21 protein-coding genes are annotated in these 20,121 nt (G+C 32.8%); 15 read left to right on the top strand and 6 right to left on the bottom strand.

Features of this window, described 5'->3' with window-relative positions:
* Positions 1-293 precede the first annotated feature (293 nt).
* The 9 genes from Q0505_RS16300 to rimK all read left to right on the top strand — a co-directional run bounded on the left by Q0505_RS16300 (position 294) and on the right by rimK (position 10,109).
* Positions 294-1,901, top strand: a complete 1,608-nt coding sequence (locus Q0505_RS16300; protein WP_299215165.1) for an AraC family transcriptional regulator — start codon at positions 294-296, stop codon at positions 1,899-1,901.
* A 116-nt stretch (positions 1,902-2,017) separates the two neighbouring features.
* The gene (locus Q0505_RS16295; RefSeq protein ID WP_299215162.1) at positions 2,018-2,203 is read left to right on the top strand and encodes a class I lanthipeptide; all 186 of its coding nucleotides are present in this window, start codon (positions 2,018-2,020) and stop codon (positions 2,201-2,203) included.
* Between the two features lie 550 nt (positions 2,204-2,753).
* On the top strand, positions 2,754-4,211 hold the full coding sequence (locus Q0505_RS16290) for an arginine decarboxylase (protein WP_299215160.1): 1,458 nt from the start codon (positions 2,754-2,756) through the stop codon (positions 4,209-4,211).
* Between the two features lie 38 nt (positions 4,212-4,249).
* On the top strand, positions 4,250-5,191 hold the full coding sequence (gene speB, locus Q0505_RS16285; protein ID WP_299215157.1) for an agmatinase: 942 nt from the start codon (positions 4,250-4,252) through the stop codon (positions 5,189-5,191).
* Positions 5,181-6,155: a deoxyhypusine synthase family protein gene (locus Q0505_RS16280; RefSeq protein WP_299215154.1), complete on the top strand. Its 975-nt coding sequence runs from the start codon at positions 5,181-5,183 to the stop codon at positions 6,153-6,155. Before speB ends, Q0505_RS16280 begins: the two co-directional genes overlap by 11 nt.
* Positions 6,156-6,157: 2 nt before the next feature.
* Positions 6,158-6,457, top strand: coding sequence for a hypothetical protein (locus tag Q0505_RS16275; RefSeq protein ID WP_299215151.1), 300 nt, complete (start codon positions 6,158-6,160; stop codon positions 6,455-6,457).
* A gap of 35 nt (positions 6,458-6,492) precedes the next feature.
* On the top strand, positions 6,493-6,912 hold the full coding sequence (locus tag Q0505_RS16270) for an NUDIX hydrolase (RefSeq protein ID WP_299215148.1): 420 nt from the start codon (positions 6,493-6,495) through the stop codon (positions 6,910-6,912).
* Positions 6,913-7,137: 225 nt separating this feature from the next.
* Positions 7,138-8,664, top strand: coding sequence for a bifunctional GNAT family N-acetyltransferase/carbon-nitrogen hydrolase family protein (locus Q0505_RS16265; protein ID WP_299215146.1), 1,527 nt, complete (start codon positions 7,138-7,140; stop codon positions 8,662-8,664).
* Positions 8,665-8,738: 74 nt separating this feature from the next.
* The gene (gene rimK, locus Q0505_RS16260; RefSeq protein WP_299215143.1) at positions 8,739-10,109 is read left to right on the top strand and encodes a 30S ribosomal protein S6--L-glutamate ligase; all 1,371 of its coding nucleotides are present in this window, start codon (positions 8,739-8,741) and stop codon (positions 10,107-10,109) included.
* 137 nt (positions 10,110-10,246) lie between these two features.
* Here rimK and Q0505_RS16255 read toward each other — a convergent pair whose 3' ends face one another.
* The 5 genes from Q0505_RS16255 to Q0505_RS16235 form a co-directional block, all read right to left on the bottom strand.
* A complete protein-coding gene (locus Q0505_RS16255; protein WP_299215141.1) occupies positions 10,247-10,675 on the bottom strand; it encodes a TerB family tellurite resistance protein in 429 nt (142 codons plus the stop codon).
* Between the two features lie 86 nt (positions 10,676-10,761).
* Positions 10,762-11,592, bottom strand: a complete 831-nt coding sequence (locus Q0505_RS16250; RefSeq protein ID WP_299215138.1) for a mechanosensitive ion channel domain-containing protein — start codon at positions 11,590-11,592, stop codon at positions 10,762-10,764.
* Positions 11,593-11,603: 11 nt separating this feature from the next.
* Entirely contained in the window at positions 11,604-11,798 is a 195-nt protein-coding gene (locus Q0505_RS16245) for a hypothetical protein (protein WP_299215135.1), read from the bottom strand.
* 60 nt (positions 11,799-11,858) lie between these two features.
* Entirely contained in the window at positions 11,859-12,050 is a 192-nt protein-coding gene (locus tag Q0505_RS16240; protein WP_299215132.1) for a hypothetical protein, read from the bottom strand.
* Positions 12,051-12,052: 2 nt separating this feature from the next.
* Positions 12,053-12,676 carry an RNA polymerase sigma factor gene (locus Q0505_RS16235; protein ID WP_299215129.1) on the bottom strand — a complete coding sequence of 208 codons (624 nt, stop codon included), beginning with the start codon at positions 12,674-12,676 and terminating at the stop codon, positions 12,053-12,055.
* 350 nt (positions 12,677-13,026) lie between these two features.
* Here Q0505_RS16235 and Q0505_RS16230 point away from each other — a divergent pair, with 350 nt between their 5' ends.
* A complete protein-coding gene (locus tag Q0505_RS16230; RefSeq protein ID WP_299215127.1) occupies positions 13,027-13,755 on the top strand; it encodes a DUF2807 domain-containing protein in 729 nt (242 codons plus the stop codon).
* A gap of 138 nt (positions 13,756-13,893) precedes the next feature.
* On the opposite strand, the gene Q0505_RS16225 is transcribed toward Q0505_RS16230, so the two are convergent.
* The gene (locus Q0505_RS16225) at positions 13,894-14,418 is read right to left on the bottom strand and encodes a mechanosensitive ion channel domain-containing protein (RefSeq protein ID WP_299215124.1); all 525 of its coding nucleotides are present in this window, start codon (positions 14,416-14,418) and stop codon (positions 13,894-13,896) included.
* Between the two features lie 162 nt (positions 14,419-14,580).
* Here Q0505_RS16225 and Q0505_RS16220 point away from each other — a divergent pair, with 162 nt between their 5' ends.
* The 5 genes from Q0505_RS16220 to Q0505_RS16200 all read left to right on the top strand — a co-directional run bounded on the left by Q0505_RS16220 (position 14,581) and on the right by Q0505_RS16200 (position 19,334).
* On the top strand, positions 14,581-16,956 hold the full coding sequence (locus tag Q0505_RS16220; RefSeq protein WP_299215122.1) for a hypothetical protein: 2,376 nt from the start codon (positions 14,581-14,583) through the stop codon (positions 16,954-16,956).
* Positions 16,956-17,672 (top strand): hypothetical protein, encoded by a 717-nt coding sequence (locus tag Q0505_RS16215; protein WP_299215119.1) that lies wholly within the window; start codon positions 16,956-16,958, stop codon positions 17,670-17,672. The genes Q0505_RS16220 and Q0505_RS16215 overlap by 1 nt, the downstream gene beginning before the upstream one ends.
* Complete coding sequence (locus Q0505_RS16210; protein WP_299215116.1) at positions 17,672-18,940, top strand: cation:proton antiporter; 1,269 nt, start codon at positions 17,672-17,674, stop codon at positions 18,938-18,940. Before Q0505_RS16215 ends, Q0505_RS16210 begins: the two co-directional genes overlap by 1 nt.
* 61 nt (positions 18,941-19,001) lie before the next feature.
* The gene (locus Q0505_RS16205) at positions 19,002-19,193 is read left to right on the top strand and encodes a hypothetical protein (RefSeq protein WP_299215114.1); all 192 of its coding nucleotides are present in this window, start codon (positions 19,002-19,004) and stop codon (positions 19,191-19,193) included.
* 6 nt (positions 19,194-19,199) lie between these two features.
* A complete protein-coding gene (locus tag Q0505_RS16200) occupies positions 19,200-19,334 on the top strand; it encodes a hypothetical protein (protein ID WP_299215112.1) in 135 nt (44 codons plus the stop codon).
* Positions 19,335-20,121: the final 787 nt, after the last annotated feature.

The following is a 20,121-nucleotide window of genomic DNA, read 5'->3' as shown; positions in this document are numbered from 1 at the left end:
TACGAATTGGTTTTTAAATCTTAACTATCGAATTGAAGGAGTCTATGTTGTGTACGCTTTCGCAAAAGCGTACTATTAAAACCATCATTAAGTGATGTGAAATGTGACTATTCAGGCGTCATAGCAAATAGATACTTTTGATTTAACTATTTTAGATGCAAAATTGTTTGCACCCCTAAGTCTCAAAATTAAATATGCGTTCAAATACAAAGTTCTATTTCTTATTTTGGTTAATTTTTAGTTTCAATTCTCTTTTGTTAGGGCAGAAGAGCGCTTCTATAATACCAGATTCATTGGCAAACGAAAGTTATGAGTATCTATACAAAAAATATGCGCAACACGCAGAGGATACGACCTCTTCTATACAATATCTTAATGCATATCTACATAAAGCGACTGCGGCCAATGATAGAATAAAACGATCTATTGCGTTGAATTATCTTTCTTATTATACAGACGATAGAGAAAGACAGTTTGATCTTGTCAATCAGTCATTAACAGAGAGTAATAGTGTCGATTCTTTATACTCTATAGCCGCATATAATAGGTTGGGGTTGTATTATCAAAATGCGTATGATTATGAAAATGCGCTACAGCAATATCTTAAGGTGTTGAGACTTTCAAAAAAGAAGAATGATAAAGATTATGAAATTATTGGTCTTAATAATATAGCAGATATTAAAAAGGATATTGGAAATTATAAAGAGGCATTGATATTATATAAAACGTGTCTTGACCTTGAACAAAAAAGGAAATTTCCAAATTCTAGTGTGATAGTTCAAATCTCTTTAAACTTATCAGAATCATATAGGAATGAAAAAAAATATGACTCGGCTTCTTATTACTACGATTTGGTAATTGATAAGATTTATAAAGATCATACCTATGCATTAAGCGTTGCTATGATTAATGAAGGGGTTAATTTGTTCTATAAAAAAAACATAGATAAAGCATATTCTTTTTTACAGAAGGGGGCATCTTTAGCAAATCTTACTTCTCAGTACGATTTGAAATATTATATCATTGCTCAATTTTATTTAGGTAAAATATCTCTAATTTCTAATGAAAAAGACGATACAGGTTATTTTTTAAAAGTTGACTCTTTGCTTACAAAAACGGATTTGATACTTCCAGAAGTAAGAGATGCGTATGTTTCTCTCATTAAGGATTATAAAGCAAGTAATAATTACAAAGAACACTTAAGTACAATTAATAAATTAATAAGATTTGATAGTATTACGAACGCTAGGAAAATTCATACAACAAATACATTAAATTCAGAGTTTGATACTCCTGAATTAGTTAAAAGTAAAGAGCTTTTAATTCAAAAATTAAAGAATAAAAATCAAAGTCTTAGCACAAAAGTACTCTCCCTGCTTATTCTGTTTGTTATTATAACATTCTTGTTTTTTCTTCAAATCAGGAAACATAAAATATACAGAGAGCGATTTGATACTATTATTGCTGCGTTAAATGAAAAACCCACGAAAAGTAGCAAAGAATCGGCGTCATTAAAAACATCTTCTCAAAGCCTTAATATTGATCCAGACGTAGTCGCTGTGATCTTAGATAAATTGCTTGTTTTTGAATCTAAGAATGGATTTTTAAAGAGTACTATAACTATTAGTTCTTTGGCAAGGAAGCTGTCAACAAATACGAAATACCTTTCTAAAATCATTAATACGTATAAGGGAAAGACATTTATTCACTACATTAATGATTTACGTATTGAGTATATTCTTAATGAGTTAAAAGTGAATCCAACACTACATCGTTATACGATTTTAGGAGTTGCCAAAGAAGCAAGTTTTAACTCTGCCGAGTCGTTTACAGCAGCTTTCAAGAAAAAAACAGGCATCACTCCTTCATACTATATAAAAAATTTAAAAAAATCTGCATAAAATAATAAAAACCTTACATGTTTTAGTGCGTAATAGTTGATTCATACATCGCTTAAGATTCATTTTAACTTGGTTTGCTATGTATTTTTTGTATCTTAAACCCTAAAAAATAAAAGATGAGAAAAGAATCTTTAAAAAAATTATCCTTAGACAAGTTGACAATTTCTAAGCTCACAGATTCAGAAGCTATTATGGGAGGATCGGGAATATGTGATATAAGTGATCGGCCTATGGGTTGTCCTCCAGCCAAAACGTATGATCGTCCAATTTGTCCTCAGACCGATCAAGCAAATGGTTGTTAACCTATTAATTTTGAAGATGTACTTATATGCAATTTTAATATGAGCCTATAAATTACTCCAAATATCTTGATAAGAAAATTATAAAACATACTCTTCGGGTATAGCCATAAATAATGATTCGTGAAGAATATGTATTTTTTACTCTAAAAAGTCTCTAAGCGTTGCTAATTAGATAGTTGTATTTTTATCGTTAATAAATCATTACTTTATTAAAATAAATTTCAAAAAAAAATAATCAATACATTTTTTTAGTATGTTTGTTATGATAATGAGTTCACATTAAAGAACGAATTGCCTTTAATTAAATGAAAGATTTTTTCAGATTTGGGCTCAGGAGTATAAAGAAGTCTACTCCAAAAGCTACCCTAGGGATAGGGAACCGAATTATCAGGTTGACTTCTGAAATTAAAACGATGTATCGTCTGTTGGAGCAAAAAAGCTTTGATCCTTCTACTATTTTTATCTTTCGTATTTGAGTTATTAGAAATATATCTTCAATTGCTTTACAAGCAACATCTAACACATTCTAATTTTTCAAACATACACTATAATGAAAACAAAATATATTGATCTTATAGATCAAACTTTTGATTTCCCACAAGAGGAGTTCACACTTAAAAATAATACACTCAATTTTCATGGGATTGATCTCATGGCGCTTACAGCAAAATATGGTACGCCATTAAAGTTTACATATCTCCCTAAAATATCTGAAAATATAAACAGAGCAAAAGGATGGTTTGCAAATGCAATTAAAGAAAATGACTATAAAGGCTCATATAATTACTGCTATTGCACCAAGAGCTCACACTTTAAACACGTGTTAGACGAGGCTCTTAAAAATGATATTCATATTGAAACCTCATCTGCTTTTGATATGGATATTGTTGAAAACCTGAAAGCACAAGGAAAAATAACGAATGAAACTTATGTTATAAGCAATGGTTTTAAACGTGATCAATACATACAAAATATTGCAAGACTTATCAATAACGGACATAAAAACTGCATACCTATTATTGATAACTATGAAGAAATTAACTTACTTAGCGAAGTCATAGACGGCACCTATACTATAGGAATCCGAATTGCATCAGAAGAAGAGCCTAAGTTTGAATTTTATACGTCCAGACTTGGGATAGGATATAGAAATATTGTACCTTTTTACAACAGTGAGATTAAGGACAATCCTAAGGTAACGCTTAAGATGCTACATTTTTTTATTAATACAGGGATACGTGATACAGCTTATTACTGGAATGAACTTTCTAAGTGTTTGAAGGTGTACGTAGCTCTTAAAAAAGAAAATCCAAAGCTTGATAGTCTCAATATAGGCGGTGGTTTTCCTATAAAAAATTCGCTCGCTTTTGAGTATGATTATGCGTACATGATTGATGAGATCATCCGACAGATTAAGCAAACCTGTGATGAGGCTGGCGTTGATGTACCTAATATCTTTACAGAATTTGGTAGCTTTACGGTAGGTGAAGCAGGAGGCGCTATTTATGAAGTGCTCTATCAGAAAAAACAAAATGATCGAGAAAAGTGGAATATGATTAATTCTTCATTTATCACCACAATGCCAGATACTTGGGCAATTAATAAACGGTTTGTGATGTTGCCTATTTCTGGGTGGGATAAAGAATATGAACGCGTTTTATTAGGAGGTCTTACCTGTGACAGTGATGATTATTACAACAGTGAGCAACACATGAATGCAATCTATTTACCTAAATTTACTCAAGAAAAACCACTCTATATCGGCTTTTTCAATACCGGTGCTTATCAAGAGACCATCGGAGGTTTTGGTGGATTGCAGCATTGCTTGATCCCAACACCTAAACATATTTTAATAGATCGCAATGAAGATGGAGAGATCACAACTTCGGTGTTTGCAAACCAGCAAACCTCGGAGCAATTACTGTCTATTCTTGGATATGATTATGATATTAATAACGCTTTCGCGAAAGCAAAAAAAACCATACCTGAAGTTAGTGAGCCTATTTAAACCTCTTACTAAGTCAAAACAAATTAGAACAAAATACAATGAAAACGTTTAATACATACGCAGGGATTCCAGAAAAATATGCAAGCCTTGATGCTTCAAAAATAGTATTAATTCCCGTTCCTTATGATGGAACAAGTACTTGGGGTAAAGGAGCTGATAAAGGTCCAGAAGCATTTTTACACGCTTCGGAAAATATGGAGCTTTACGATATAGAAACCGATACTCAAGTATACAAACAAGGAATCCACCTAGCAGATGCTATCACAGAAAGTAGCTCTCCAGAGGCTATGGTGAATACAGTACATGAAATGATCAAGGATCATATAAAACGCAACAAGTTTGTCACTATGTTTGGTGGAGAACATTCTGTGTCTATAGGAGCTATACGTGCTTTTAATGAATGCTATCAAGATCTTACAGTACTGCACATAGATGCACATGCAGATTTAAGAAAAGAATACGAAGGTTCACCTTATAACCATGCGTGCGCTTTACACGAAGCAAACGAAACTACAAACCTAATACAAGTAGGGATTCGTAGTATGGATATCTCAGAAAAGTCTGTAATGCGTCCAGATAATGTGTTTTTTGCACATGAGATGGCAGTAGATGATTATTGGGTGGACAAGGTTGTAGAATCATTAGGTGACAACGTATATATCACTTTTGACTTGGATGCACTCGATCCTTCAATTATGCCAAGCACAGGAACACCAGAGCCAGGAGGATTATTCTGGTACGAAACCTTAGAATTCCTTAAAAGTATATTCGAACAAAAAAATGTAGTTGGATTTGATATTGTAGAACTATGTCCTAATGAAGTAGATAAGTCTTCAGATTTTCTTGCCGCAAAACTTTATTACAAAATGTTGAGCTACAAATTCAAAGAGCAAGATCAGGATCAAGAAAATGACAATCTTTATAGTTTTCAAGAAGAAAATAATATCAATAAGTTAAAATACGATCAAGATGAAGACTAAAGGAGCTATTTCTCAATTTTTGTCTACATACTATTTGCATTTTAATGCAGCCTCTCTGGTAGATGCTGCCAAAGGATATGAAGATCAACTCGCAAAAGGTTCTAAAATGTTAGTATCTCTAGCAGGCGCTATGAGTACAGCAGAGTTAGGGAAGATATTTGCAGAAATTATTCGTCAAGATAAAGTACATATTATCTCTTGTACTGGGGCAAACCTAGAAGAAGATATTATGAATCTTGTCGCACACAGTCACTATGAGCGTGTACCTAACTATCGCGATTTAACTCCTCAAGACGAATGGGATTTGTTAGAACGTGGTTTAAACCGTGTGACAGATACTTGTATTCCTGAAGAAGAGGCCTTTAGAAGGATTCAAGAGCATATTGTCAAAATATGGAAAGATGCTGAAGCTGCTGGTGAGCGTTATTTCCCTCATGAGTTTATGTACAAGCTATTACTTTCTGGAGTATTAGAAAAACATTACGAGATAGATATAAAAGACTCTTGGATGTATGCCGCTGCAAAAGCAAACCTACCGATTATTGTTCCTGGTTGGGAAGATAGTACGATGGGTAATATTTTTGCTAGCTACGTGATGAAAGGAGAACTTAAAGCAAGTACCATGAAGTCAGGGATAGAATATATGACTTACCTGGCAGATTGGTATACAGATAATTCTACTAATGGAATTGGCTTTTTTCAAATAGGAGGAGGGATAGCTGGTGATTTTCCTATTTGCGTAGTACCTATGTTATATCAAGATATGGAACGTACCGATACCCCTTTCTGGAGTTATTTTTGTCAGATAAGTGACTCTACAACAAGTTATGGGTCTTATAGTGGTGCTGTACCTAATGAAAAAATCACGTGGGGAAAATTGGATATGAATACACCAAAATTCATTATAGAATCTGATGCTACTATCGTAGCACCCTTAATATTTGCTTACCTATTAGATATGTAATTATGAAAAAGAATCAAAACCCTAACCTTAAAAGAGTTATCGTAGATTTTAAAAAGCTAACGCCAGAAATTTTAGCTCTTGTAGTGCAAAAATATCCTGACGGCTATGATGATGCAGATGTTATTAGGTTTAGAAATGCAAACTATGATTTAATAGAAGCTATTGAGATTGTGACAGAAGACACAAAATATTTGGTAAAAGTAAGTGCTAAGCTTGAAAAAGTAATGGAAGATTATGATGAGGAAGAGTATGAAGACCTTGATGCAACTGATCCAGACGCAGTTCAAGATCCTTTTGAATAAGGATTAGATTTTACGCAATGTAACGTAAACCATTCTTGAAAACTTTTAAAGCAATTCATAAATCACGTCTTATAGCCTTTAAAGAGGACAATATCTTGGTGCTTGAAAAAATAGATGCCAAGAAAAAGTACACCTTAGCAGGAGGAATTCAAAAGAAACAGGAATCAGATTATAGATCGCTTATAAGAGAAACCCGTGAAGAAATAGGTGTCAAACTAAAAAAGAAAGAGCTTACTTATTTTATTTCTATAAGGAATATTACGAAAGAAAAAAGAGTCGTCTACAAGCACTACTTTATCACAACAAAACCTATTGTAAATATCGAAGTATTAGAACCTGAAAAGTTCAAAAACGCAATTTGGGTATCGTGGTATGACGCTTTAGAATTTTTAGACAAAGAAGATCGTAGTGCTGTTGCGTTGTATTGTGATCAATTTAGAAAAAAAGCAAATTAATAGGTGTCTTATTAAAGCAGCCGCCTATTGAGCAGTTTGACCCTAAGGAATCTAGAAAGTAACTAAAGTTCTATATAAATACGCTTACGCGAAATACGTAAAACGTGTTGATTTACAAATCTATATAGACCTCTATAGAAATCAATATGCTTCTATACTTCCAAAGAGTATATACTATAAAACAAGTTAAAAGAAAGCTAAAGGTATCTTTGGCAACTAAAATATATGAAAACAAAAGATATAGAAAATATCGAATTAAAATTTCTTGATTTAGATGATTATCAAGAGCTTAAAACTACAATGATTTCTGCATATACAAATATGCCAGATTCGTATTGGAAAGAACATCACATAAAATCGCTTATTCATAAATTTCCAGAAGGACAAGTAGTCATAAAAATTAACGGACAGCTAGCTGGTTGTGCGTTGTCTATTATTGTAAATTATGATGATTTTAAAGAAAATCATACCTATGTAGACATTACAGGTAACTACTCTTTTAACACGCATACAAATGATGGTGACGTTCTATATGGCGTTGATGTATTTATCAAACCTGAGTTTAGAGGATTGCGTTTAGGAAGAAGACTTTATGATTATCGCAAAGAAGTATGTGAAAAATTGAACTTAAAGGGAATTGCTTTTGGAGGAAGAATGCCTAATTATAGCAAATATTCAGAAAATATTTCACCTAAAGAATATATAGAAAAAGTAAAGCGTAAAGAAATTAATGATCCCGTATTAAACTTCCAAATATCTAATGATTTTCATCCTACTAGAGTGATGAATGGCTACTTAGAAGGTGATAGAGACTCAGGTGATTTTGCGATATTAATGGAATGGGATAATATCTACTACAAGAAGCCGAGTAAAAAAGCAGCGACAAAGAAAAAAAATGTTCGTCTTGGGTTGATACAATGGCAGATGCGTCCCTATAAGGATTTAGATGAATTATTGAATCAAGCTGAGTACTTTATAGATGCTGTCGCTGGATATCGATCAGACTTTGTCTTGTTTCCAGAGTTCTTCAATGCACCCTTAATGGCAAAAGACAACCATTTAAGTACACCAGACGCTATTAGAGAACTAGCAAAACATACGGCAGCAATCGTACAGAAATTTTCAGAATTCTCAATCTCCTATAACATCAATATTATTTCAGGGAGTATGCCAGAAATGAAAGATGGTCGCTTATATAATGTAGGCTATTTATGTCGTCGAGATGGTAGTGTAGATCGATATGAAAAACTACATGTAACACCAGATGAAGCAAAAGTATGGGGAATGCAGGGAGGAAGTCAGATCAAAGCATTTGACACAGACTGTGGTAAAATAGGTGTTCTTATTTGCTATGATTCTGAATTTCCAGAACTAAGCAGATTACTTGCAGACGAAGGAATGGATATCTTATTTGTTCCCTTCTTAACCGACACTCAAAACGGATATTCTCGTGTGCGTCATTGTTCTCAAGCAAGAGCTATAGAAAATGAATGCTACGTTGCCATTGCAGGAAGTGTAGGTAATCTACCTAATGTAGAAAATATGGACATTCAGTTTGCGCAATCGATGGTCTTTACACCTTGTGATTTTTCATTTCCAACAAATGGGATCAAAGCCGAAGCTACCCCAAATACAGAAATGATCCTTATCGCAGATGTAGATATAGATTTGCTTAGAGAATTAAATCAGTTTGGGGCTGTAAAAAACCTTAGAGATAGACGAAAAGATTTGTTTGAACTTAGAAAAAAATAAAATCAAATACATATATAAATAACCATTTGGATGTTTATTTGTATCATATTAAAATTCATTTATAAAATATTAGTTTGGAAAACTTAAAAATAATAGGAAGTGAAGAGTGGTGCTCTTTTGAAACCTTTGGGATACCAGCAATAAAAGCGCGTGTAGATTCAGGTGCTAAAACCTCGTCTATACAAGCGAATGCTATCAAAACATTCTTTAAGGAGAATCAAGAATGGGTAAGCTTTGAGGTGAATCCTTTACAAGTGAATAGAAGCATAAGTATTACCTGTGAGGCAAAAGTACACGCAAAGCGATCTGTAAAAAGTTCGATGGGAATTTCTGAAGAACGAATTGTGATTAAGGCTCCAATTACCTTTGGAAAAGATACCTTTGAGATAGAGTTAACCCTGGCAAACCGTGACTCTATGGAATTTAGAATGTTGCTAGGACGTGAGGCATTACAAAACCGTTATTTGGTAAACCCCTCTGCTACATATCTGGTTTCTGAAATTTCAGAAGAAGATTTGGAAAATATGTACACTATGATTCATAGTGAGAAAACAGGTTTAAAAATTGCTTTACTAGCAAGTAACCCAGATTTGTTTAGTAATAAACGTTTGATGGAGGCTGGTCGTATGCGAGGTCATGAGATGATATTTCTTAATGTAGAGCAGGCATATATGAAGTTTGATGCAAGAGAACCTCAAATACGATATCGAGGAGGTAACGTGATTGATGAATTTGATGCGATTATTCCTCGTATTAAACCCTCTGTTACGTTTTATGCCTGTGCTCTTATTCGTCAGTTTGATGCCATGGGTACCTATTGTCTTAACTCTGCCGATGCCATCACACAATCAAGAGATAAATTACAAGCAACACAGTTATTTGCCAAAAACGATATTCATATCCCTATTACAGGTTTTGCAAATTCTCCTTTAGATACAAAAGATCTTATAAAAATGGTCAATGGGGCGCCACTCATTGTTAAATTATTAGAAAGTACCCAAGGGAAAGGAGTTGTTCTAGCCGAAACCTCAAAGGCAGCAGAGAGTGTAATCAACGCTTTTAAGAGCGTAAAGACAAACATCTTGGTACAAGAGTTCATTAAAGAAGCAAACGGTCAGGACATACGTTGTTTTGTTGTAAACGGGAAGGTTGTAGCCTCTATGCAACGACAAGCTGCAAAAGGAGAGTTTAGGGCAAACATACACCAAGGCGGATCTGCTTCAAAAATTAAGGTAACACTAGAAGAGCGCAAACTTGCTGTAAAAGCAGCAAAGATTTTAGGACTTCCTGTAGCAGGCGTAGATATCATACGTTCTAATAAAGGACCTTTATTATTGGAAGTAAATTCATCTCCAGGCTTAGAAGGGATTGAAGCGGCAACAGGACTTGATATCGCAAATATTATGATAGAAGCCATTGAGAAAAAACTTAAGTTTAAGAAATAGTATTGAGACTTTAATTTCTGAAGGAATAAGAGATTCTCAATCCAATAAATCGTATACATAGAAAAACCTGATTACACATAAATGTAATCAGGTTTTTCTATGTATATCTTCCAGATACTTATGTCGAGGTAGTATATTTAGTTTTTCTTAGTAATCAAATATTGATAATCTTCAAAATCAATATTACCGCTAAAAATCTTAATAGATTTTTTGATTAATTCGTCAGCAGCTTCTGAGGAAGAACCTAAACCAATAGCATATCTATGTATGATCTTCATCTCGTGTTCATCAATATTATGATCTACAAATATCATTTTAAAGAGATCATATAAGTATTCTAAGCGTTCTTCTTTTACGCTAGGAGGATTTATAGGATATTTTCCTGGATTTTTTATTACTTTATCAAAGGTATCTGAAGGGATCGATAACTTATGCGCAAATTTAAGCAGTAATGCTTTTTCTTGTTCATTAGCTTCACCATCTACAATAGCAACGTTTGCAATAGCAGCAAAATGGGCTATATTATTCTTTTGACCTCCAGATTCGTATAATTCTGAAATTGACATTTTTCTTTATTTAAATTGTTTATAGTATGTAAAACTCAAATGAGATATAAAAGTAATAAATAACGGGTGCCTATATACGTTTAAATTTACTCTTTTATGATTTCTATTTTGGTTTCAACAATATCTCTTATAGGAATCACTACATTACCTGTGTTTGTAGCTAATATCATACATATATTGTCTATAGAAACGACAGTGCCTTTAAGGTTCTCTATTTTAATAACGTCACCAACTTCGAAATTTTTTCTTGTATAAAATGTACGTAACAAGTCACTAATAATCTCTCTGGATCCTAACCCAAATCCAATAGCTATTGCAAGTAAAAAAGCACCTAGAATAACCGTCACATTATTTGTAATCACAGTGGTATCAATTCCTGCTTGATTTAAGGAGGTAATGGTAATGATGATGGCTATAATATAAAACACAAGTGTGCTTATAATTTTTGATCCTGCTAGATCAAATGTTTCATAAAACCCTTGTATGGCTTTCTTGACAAATTTAGCGATATAGATACCTACCATAAATAAGGCTATCGCACTGAATAATCTTGGCAAATATCGAAGAAGATTCCCTATTTCCAAAGAGACGATCTCCCAATTCATAATATCTGCAGCAATAATAAGGAAGACTAACATCATAATCCATTTTACAAAGACGGTAACTATTTTTGTAATATTGAACTTGATTTTTGAATTCCCAAAAACTTTTAAGTCATTGAGTTTTTGGGTGAGTTTGTCTACACGTGCAATCTTCAATACTTTTTTAATCAGATAGACTATAAATTTAGTAATCAGCCATCCTAAAAAAAGGATGATGATGGCTCCAAGAATATCAGGCAGTGCAGTTACTATCTTTTCTCCCATTGCTTTTAATGATTGAAATGTAAGGTCTGAGAATTTGGCAACTCTATCCATAAGTATATGCTTTAATTGGTTTGGTTAGATCTCTTTTCAGTGAAGAAGATACTAGAGAATGTGTTTTTATAATTTGCAGTAAATAAGGAGTTCATATCTATAAGCAGTTTAACCGCAGCCACATCATTCAAGACTTTCTTACGGAGTTCCTTTGGAACTTCTTTTTTAGGATAGCCTATTTCTTTAAAAGGATTTTTTCTTCCCATACAGCATAGATATTTGGAATATCTATTGAGACACAGAAAAATAATGTAAGTCACTTATATTTATTTTTTCTTAGTAACAGCTTCTTTTGATGGTTTTAAGGCACTTTCGATAACAGCAGCAAATTTTATTGAAAAAAGATCTACCATATCACTTAGCAAACCTATAGACGCAATCTCTCCCAGCACCTTTTTTTTAAGTTCAGGAGGTGTCTCTTTGTGAGTAGCTATTTCTTTAAATGGATTTTTTTTCAAGTTTATTCTATTTTATTATGTTCTTCTACTACACGTATGCGTGCTCTTTTAAGACGCATTTTAACAGCACTTTCTCCAATTTTTAATACTGCTTGAATTTCTTTTACAGAACTATCATCCTGATATTTTAGTAATAAGATCGCTTTGTCTTCAGGATCAATACGATTAAGTGCTTTTTCTAGCTTAGATGCTTTTAAATCAAAAAGTTCCTCTTCCTGAATGTCTTCTATATGAGATAAGTGATACTCGTGGTCATCCATCGTATCAGATTCCTTACTCAGTTTATGCTCCTTATCTCTATTTACGTAGTTAGCACAAAAATTATAGGTAAATGCATATAGCCAAGTAGAAAATTTTGCAGTTCCTTTAAACGTATTCAGCTTTGTAAATAATTTTAGAAAAACATCCTGCGTTAAATCTTCTGCTTCGTCTTCATTACGAGCAAAACTGTAACATTTATTATACACTTTCTTACTATAGCGATCGTAGAGCGTACTAAATAGTAACGTGTTGTTTGTAGCGACAATTTGAGCGACTAACTCGGCATCAGAAAGTTCTTTAGACTTCTTTAAAACACTAGTGGTTGTGCTGAAAAGAACCAGAAAATTTTTGTTTAAAAAACCCATGATATTGGTTGGAGCGTCGTGTTATTTAATGATCTAAAGGTAAAAAATAATAGACCGTATCAAACAAAAACACCTCATTTCTTTTATAGTGTATTACCACTTGATTATTCGATTTTAAGGCGATTACTTATAAAGAGAAGGGTTTTGCTTTCGCGAAAGCAAAAAAACCAAACTAGAAAGTGACTTTTTAAAATATATGGTGTCTTAGATGTGTATAGACCCTAATATGGTTTTTAATAATTAAAATGAACATGAAAAAATCAATAATACTTATCGTATTTCTTATCATATCAACAAGTATATACGCACAAAAGAAACCTAAAATAAAAGGTGATAAAGATGTGGTCACTATGACAAACACCATAATGGCTAGTTTTAATTCTTTAGAAATTGATGATGCACTTGAAGTAACCTTAGTGCAAGGTGAGCAAAATGGGTATACATTAACGACAGATAAAAATCTTCAAGATATTGTTCAGTTTAAAGTAATAGATAGTGTTTTAAGAATTTATACATCTAACGAAATTACAAGCAGTAGGAAACTTGAAATAAGCTTAGATTTTATGAATATAGAACACATTACCCTAAAAAATGATGCTAAGATTGAAGGGGAAGGACGAATTGAATCTGAAGTATTATATATTAATGCCTTTGATTCTAGTGTATTTGAAATAGATATTGAAGTAGAAGAATTAATCATTATGATGCAACGCAATGCTGGTGGTAAATTAAAGGCAAGAGCTACAAATGCAATAATTACAATGAATGATAGGACTGATCTTAAGGCGGCGATTGTTGGAGAAGAAACAACAGTTAATTTAACAGATACAGCACAGTTAAAGTTAGAAGGAGATTCAGACAGTGCTGCTTTTAATTTGAAAGATGGAGCAGAACTTGATGCTAAGAAAATGAAAGTTTCATCTGTAAACTTATATGCTTCAAATAATGCAGATGTGTATGTATATGCAGGAAAGGATCTAGAATTATTTGCAGAGGGGAAAAGTAATATTTATGTGTATGGAGATCCTAAAATTGAAGTGAAAGGATTAACAGATAAATCAAAAATCATAAAAAAATAGGAGCGGGTATCTTTGGTAATTCTAAAAGTATATCTCTTCGGGAGCCTTCAAATTTGAAGGCTCTTTTTTTATAAAACAGTATAGGATTACTGTGTATTAGAACTTTCTGTAAAAAGATAACTAGTTGAAAATTAGTATTTAATCGTGATCTTCTTCATCGCCAGTTTCCAGTTTATCTAAAATCTCAATCCCTTTTTGCATGACTATAGAAGTGGGGATCGTGATGTTTTTTCCTGTATCTGTTCTCATAAATAAGAAAAATCCTGTAATGTCAATAATAATACCAGTATAGTTATAGTCCTTATCTATAATTGTTATTCTATCTCCAATACGAATAGGGTGATTGAAAAAGAGAATAACACTTGCTGTTAAATTAGATAGGATAGACCATTGTGCAAAAAAGCCAACGCCCAAAACGGCCAACACAGAAGAAAGTGCAATGACAATTTGTCTAAATTCAAACCCCCAAATAAATGCCAAAGCAGAACCAGCAATAAGGTAAATAATCATGTAGCTTAGGTAGTAAATAACCTTTCTTCGGTTCACTTCAATAGATCGAACAAGACCAAACCTACTAATTGCTTTTTTTGTGATAAGTATAACCACAAGTACTGCAATTAGAAGTATAAAGGTGTACAGTAGTTTCTCTTGATAAGGGCTCATTTTAGTTGATGCATATTTTATGCAAAGCTATTTCTTAATTCAATAATATAAACGTTTTTCTTTGAAAATTTAGTGAGAAGTGACTTTTTTAAAAAATAAGGGTCTCATTCAAATATAGGTTTTATCTTTAAAGAAAATGTTGTACAAATAGGAACCCACACTATGCAGGAAAATCAATCATTAGAAGTAGATGATATAGTTGCTTCAGAAATGTTTCTCAAAAAAATGGAACACTACGTAGCCACCTTATCTACAATAGGTTCCAGCGAAGCATTACAACAGTACATCAAAGAAGATTTTTTACAACTTTCTAGTGATTACTTAGCAATAGGAAATCAAGAATTTGATCGTATAAACGCATCTCATGATGTTCCTACAAATGAAGTGTACTTGCTACACTATGCTTTTTCCAAAATATATAAAGACGTATTCTTATTGCATAGAGATGTGATGCTTCAGTTAGAAATTGCTGAACTTAAAGAACTTGAAGGAGGTATAGATAACGTTAGCGTAAACAATCATGTAGTCGCTTCTGTACAGATCATCACAGAAGCAACGCAATATGCAATACAACATCTCAAAGAAGAACGAGCAGCCATATATGATTCTCAAAAAACGAATGAAAAATTACGTGATAACATTAGGCATCAAAAAAATGCTTGGCCTGTCTACAGCGAACAGTTTATAAAAACTACCCAGCAAATTAAAGAAATCATACAAAGTCATGGTCCAATGACGAGGACGATTACTTCATTTAAAAAAATTGGGCAATATACTATAGATACTGCTTTGTATACTAGTGATACGTCTAAAAAAGTAATTAAATTGCTTGGAGAGACCATTGGGTCTATCAATGATATGACGACCACAAGTGATATTCCTAAACGGATCACTTGGATAACTCATGCCATTATAGAAAACCCAAAAGACCTTGTACAAACCGAGTATACAAAAAACTTAGAAGAAAAGGTAAAAGTACTCACCACAATAACGCTACCCGTCGCTACAGAAAATGGTCTGTTACTTACGAGACATATTGATTTTAACAAAGCCGTAAAAAAATGGTTTGATTTTGAGATCATTCCCTTATTTATGGATTTGTGGGAACAAAAAAATACGATGGAGACGCTTTTTAATCATAGCTTATTAAATCTTAAAAGTAGTCTTCTTGTAGAGAAAGGCCATGATACACTTGGTGCGATGCCTTCTCAATTACAAGCATTAAAAAACGTGCATCAAACGCTTACTATTCAGGATGAAGAGTTACATAAAACTATTGAAGAAATCACAGGTAAGATTGAGGAGCAATTTCAAGCAACACTTATATACAGTGATGAAGATTTTTTAGATGTTTCTATACAATCTTCATTATCGCAATTTGCAAGTAGTCAAGGATCTATTTTTACAGCTGTAAAAAATAGTATCACAAAACGAATAAATGCACTGAATTCTAAATATGAAAGCGGTACATTATTTTCAAATCAGAGTCTCATAGATCAATCCATCAGTTGTGTTTCTTACAGGATGTTTAAAGAAGCAAATGCACACTATGACACCTTATTTTTAAATAAGAATTTTATAGGAGACCAATTTATTGTTAGTAGAGAATCGCAAGAGTCCGCTTTCGCGAAAGCTAAAACAGATTGGGACAACGGTTTTAATAAAGCGGTTTTGTTAGAAGGAAGTCCGTTAAGTGGGAAGTCTACATTCTTAGAAAATATCTCACAGAAACACTTTAAAAGACATACCATTTTCTTAAAGGTAGACAGTAGTATCCCTTTTGAAGGAAGAAAAATACAGACCACAAAAAATATTAGGGAAGCACTCCGAAACATCAAAAAAAATCTGTCAGGTATCCGACCATTATTAGTGATTGATGATTTAGAGTTTTGGCAAGATGACACGCATTCATTGCTCGAAAATATGAGAGCGTTATTACGTTTTGTAGAATCTGAATCAGATAGGGTACTGATCATTGTTAGTATTTCCAGACAAATGCGAAAACTATTAGATCAGCGTTTATCATTTACAGATAGTTTTAGTACACACATTACCTTAGAAAAAGCTTCTTTTGAAGAAATTCATAAAGCATTTTTAATACGACATGGTGCCTCACATAAAGTGCTTGTTTCAGAAAAAAAAGAAATACTTTCAAAAAAACAAATAGAATCGCAGGTATTAAAACTTGCTAGAGACTGTCACTATAATATAGGTGAAGTACTTCAATCATGGACCTACGGAACTACGCTGATAGAAGACAACCAAGTTATTTACAACCCTAAAGGATACTCTTTTTATGACTTCTTTACACTTGAAGAGGTTATTGTTTTAAAGTTTGTATTTCTTCATAAAGAGATGCACGAACTACGGTTAAAAACCTATGTAGAAACGCACTTTGAGAGTAACTACAAATCAAGTTTAAAACGATTGACAAATCTCAAAGTACTTCTTAGAAATCAAAGATCACAACTCTATATTAATCCAGTCATCATAAATGATGTAAAAGATATTTTAATCTATAGAGGAACCTTAAACTAATGGAAACAATGGATACCATAAATACCTGGGAGGGCTTTTTTGCATTACTTATCTTGCTGATACTCTGCTATTGGTTACTAAAAGCGTTTGTGTATGCTGTGAAGCGTTTTACAAAGAAAAACGCTACCAATAGAAAAATTACAGATCAATTGAAAAGAGCGCTTTTGTTTTTTAAGCCTTTTGCCGTACTCTTATTATTACTAGACCTTATCTCTATTAATCCCTTAAACCATACCATATTTCTGGTGGTCATCGGAGTTTTTGGCTTTAAGCATATTAATAACTATATAAATGGGATTGTTTTAAAAACCAATCCTTTAATTAAAGAAAGAGCTGTATTAGAGTCCAATACATTTCAAGGAGAAATCAAACGGATGCTTGCTTTTGGTATTGTCATGAATACGGAAAGTGGTGAACGTTACATGAACTATTCAGAGATTGAGCAAAAAGGATTCTTAGTAAAATCAATTGAAAATAGCCTTCTAAGGCAAACCTTATATATAGAATCACAGCTACCTAAAGATACGATTCTAGATATTTTATTTGACAACCCGATATTAAATAATGAAGAGTTTCCTACGATAAAATCTTCAGGTCAAGATCACGTATACAAGCTTCAGTATTCATTAGAAAAAGGAGCCTCTTCAGAAGATCTCATCGCCTTCCTTGAAGAAAAAAATATTATTTCTAACAAAACACTCAACACAACCAACTAATGGAAGTATTATCATCCTATAACCTCATCATTGAGGTGTCTGTCATTATTATTGTTTCATTTTTATTCAATAGTATTTCTAAAAAAACGAATATTCCTGCTGTATTGATGCTTATTATATTTGGGGTAGGATTACAATATTTATTAAAATATTTTAATGCTGGAGAAATAAAGTTTTTACCTATTCTAGAGGTACTTGGTATTGTAGGTCTGATTATGATTGTGTTAGAAGCTGCATTAGAATTAGAGCTTAAACGAGAGAAGTTAATGCCTATCCTAAAGTCGTTTGCTATTGCTATTATAGGACTTATCGTTTCTGCATGGATTGCAGCATTGATTCTCTATAACTTTATTCCCGGAATGACAATGGAGTCAGCTTGGCTATATGCCACCCCATTATCTATACTTTCTAGTGCGATTATTATTCCAAGTGTGAGTGGTCTTAAAGTAGCAAAAAAGGAATTTCATATCTATGAAAGTACCTTTTCAGATATCGTTGGCATCATGATGTTTTACTTCCTGACGGGCAAATTAAACCCTGCAGAAGACTCAGGGGTGATTGGTTTTACAGGTAACATTATATTGACTATTGTGATTTCTTTAGTAGCTAGCTATGCTTTGATTCTTATTTTTCAGAAAATAAAAAGTCATGTTAAATTATTCCTACTAATTGCAGTACTACTCTTACTGTATGCATTAGGTAAAAAAATGCACTTGTCATCACTTCTTATCATTTTAATCTTTGGATTGGTGATTGCTAATATGAAATTATTTTTTGCTGGAAAGTTAAAGAAGTTTTTACATTTTGAAAAAGCACATTATATCTATCACGAGTTACATACAATCACAGCAGAAACCGCTTTTGTTGTGCGTACGTTTTTCTTTGTTGTTTTTGGAATTACGATCGTGGTATCTTCCCTTTTTAATTTTGATGTTGCGATTATAAGTACGTTAATTATTGCTTCTATTTATGCTATACGTTTTATTATACTTAGAATATTTGTAGGAAAGGATATTTTGCCACAGTTATTTATAGCACCAAGAGGTTTGATTACCGTATTACTTTTTTATGCCATTCCTGTAGAAGCACAAATAGCCGCTTTTGAACCTGGAATCTTATTATTTGTGATTATAGGAACTAGCTTGATTATGACAGGCGCTATGATTTTTGACAAAAAACGAAGCTCTAAAGCGTTGAACATAGCAAACCAAAATGAGGTAAAAACAATCAAATGGAAAGCACCTGCGATAGAGCAAGATAATAGCTAGGCATTTATAGCACTTGTATTTTCTAAAATAAGACATATAAAAGTTCACTTCTTTAAAACCTGTGGATTATTCGGTTGTTATAAAAACAAACATTCTTACAATTTATAGTTCTTATAAAATTACAAGTAGTGAAAGAAAATTAGCGATTACTCTTGATTTTATAAATCTTGAGTACAGTACTCTTCATAATGATGCTCGTGTAGAAGGTAAAAGTCTCGTCGAGTCTGAACAATTGGATATTCAAGTATATTAATCTAATATGTTTGAGTTAGATGTCAAAGCAGATAGGATGACAGTGACTATGCAAGATAATTCAGGGGGTAAACTAAAAGCCCGTACGGAGAACACCGTAATTTCTATGAGTGGTAGATCAGATTTTAAGGGAGTGTCATAGCGGTTTCTACAACAGTAATACTCACCGATTCTACATAGCTATCTCTAGAAGGGAATTCAGATAGTACATTATCTGACTTACAGGACCCAGCCTCACTTGATGTAAAAAAATGAAGATATCTCACGCTAGTCTTAGAGGTTCTAATAATACAGATTCCTTTTTCTATTCTTTACGATCGCTATTCAAAAAAAATATACAATCAATGCTACTATTTTTCAAAAAACCAATCAGAAGCAGAAGACCTTATTCATGATGTTTAAAAAAAAATAATTAAGCTATCTACTTTTCAGGGAGAGTCTAAATTTTCTACTTGGTTTTATGTATAACTTTTGTGTAAACTATGTGAATAACGTGAGTTCGACTTAAAAAATTAGTAAGTCTTTTAAAGTGATTACGTTAAAATTTAATGTAATCAGCTTAAATTCAGGTTATTTTTTCATTTTCTTTGCTCGTTCAAAGAAAACCGAACCAAAAGAAAAGACGCTTTTTATGCGTGTGATTTCTATCTTAAATTTTGGAACTTATGAATCTTCGATTTCTTAGGTATTTTTTCGCTTGAAGCGAAAAACCACAAGAAGTTTCTGCCATCGCTTCTCCTCGCCCAAAGCTAACACTTTGTCGTTTCCAAGGCTTCAAAAATTTTTTAACGGAAATTGCCCCGCCTCATCTCGCCCAGAACTTACATTCTGTCGTATACTGGAGAAAAAGAAGAAAAGCTTATATCGAACTCACGTTAAATAGAGATCACAAGAAAAAAATCTAAAATAACCTATTTAATAGATTTTCA

This window comes from uncultured Dokdonia sp., assembly GCF_937910895.1.
Taxonomy (GTDB): domain Bacteria; phylum Bacteroidota; class Bacteroidia; order Flavobacteriales; family Flavobacteriaceae; genus Dokdonia.
The sequence above is the reverse complement of the archived record's forward strand: the minus strand, read 5'-3'. Positions and strand labels throughout refer to the sequence as shown.

Excerpts from the sequence above, each read along its gene's own strand:
- Q0505_RS16295 (WP_299215162.1), top strand. The coding sequence starts at position 2,018 with ATGAGAAAAGAATCTTTAAAAAAATTATCCTTAGACAAGTTGACAATT.
- Q0505_RS16290 (WP_299215160.1), top strand. The coding sequence starts at position 2,754 with ATGAAAACAAAATATATTGATCTTATAGATCAAACTTTTGATTTCCCA.
- speB (WP_299215157.1), top strand. The coding sequence starts at position 4,250 with ATGAAAACGTTTAATACATACGCAGGGATTCCAGAAAAATATGCAAGC.
- Q0505_RS16280 (WP_299215154.1), top strand. The coding sequence starts at position 5,181 with ATGAAGACTAAAGGAGCTATTTCTCAATTTTTGTCTACATACTATTTG.
- Q0505_RS16275 (WP_299215151.1), top strand. The coding sequence starts at position 6,158 with ATGAAAAAGAATCAAAACCCTAACCTTAAAAGAGTTATCGTAGATTTT.
- Q0505_RS16265 (WP_299215146.1), top strand. The coding sequence starts at position 7,138 with ATGAAAACAAAAGATATAGAAAATATCGAATTAAAATTTCTTGATTTA.
- Q0505_RS16255 (WP_299215141.1), bottom strand. The coding sequence starts at position 10,675 with ATGTCAATTTCAGAATTATACGAATCTGGAGGTCAAAAGAATAATATA.
- Q0505_RS16250 (WP_299215138.1), bottom strand. The coding sequence starts at position 11,592 with ATGGATAGAGTTGCCAAATTCTCAGACCTTACATTTCAATCATTAAAA.
- Q0505_RS16245 (WP_299215135.1), bottom strand. The coding sequence starts at position 11,798 with ATGGGAAGAAAAAATCCTTTTAAAGAAATAGGCTATCCTAAAAAAGAA.
- Q0505_RS16235 (WP_299215129.1), bottom strand. The coding sequence starts at position 12,676 with ATGGGTTTTTTAAACAAAAATTTTCTGGTTCTTTTCAGCACAACCACT.
- Q0505_RS16230 (WP_299215127.1), top strand. The coding sequence starts at position 13,027 with ATGACAAACACCATAATGGCTAGTTTTAATTCTTTAGAAATTGATGAT.
- Q0505_RS16225 (WP_299215124.1), bottom strand. The coding sequence starts at position 14,418 with ATGAGCCCTTATCAAGAGAAACTACTGTACACCTTTATACTTCTAATT.
- Q0505_RS16220 (WP_299215122.1), top strand. The coding sequence starts at position 14,581 with ATGCAGGAAAATCAATCATTAGAAGTAGATGATATAGTTGCTTCAGAA.
- Q0505_RS16215 (WP_299215119.1), top strand. The coding sequence starts at position 16,956 with ATGGAAACAATGGATACCATAAATACCTGGGAGGGCTTTTTTGCATTA.
- Q0505_RS16210 (WP_299215116.1), top strand. The coding sequence starts at position 17,672 with ATGGAAGTATTATCATCCTATAACCTCATCATTGAGGTGTCTGTCATT.
- Q0505_RS16200 (WP_299215112.1), top strand. The coding sequence starts at position 19,200 with ATGTTTGAGTTAGATGTCAAAGCAGATAGGATGACAGTGACTATGCAA.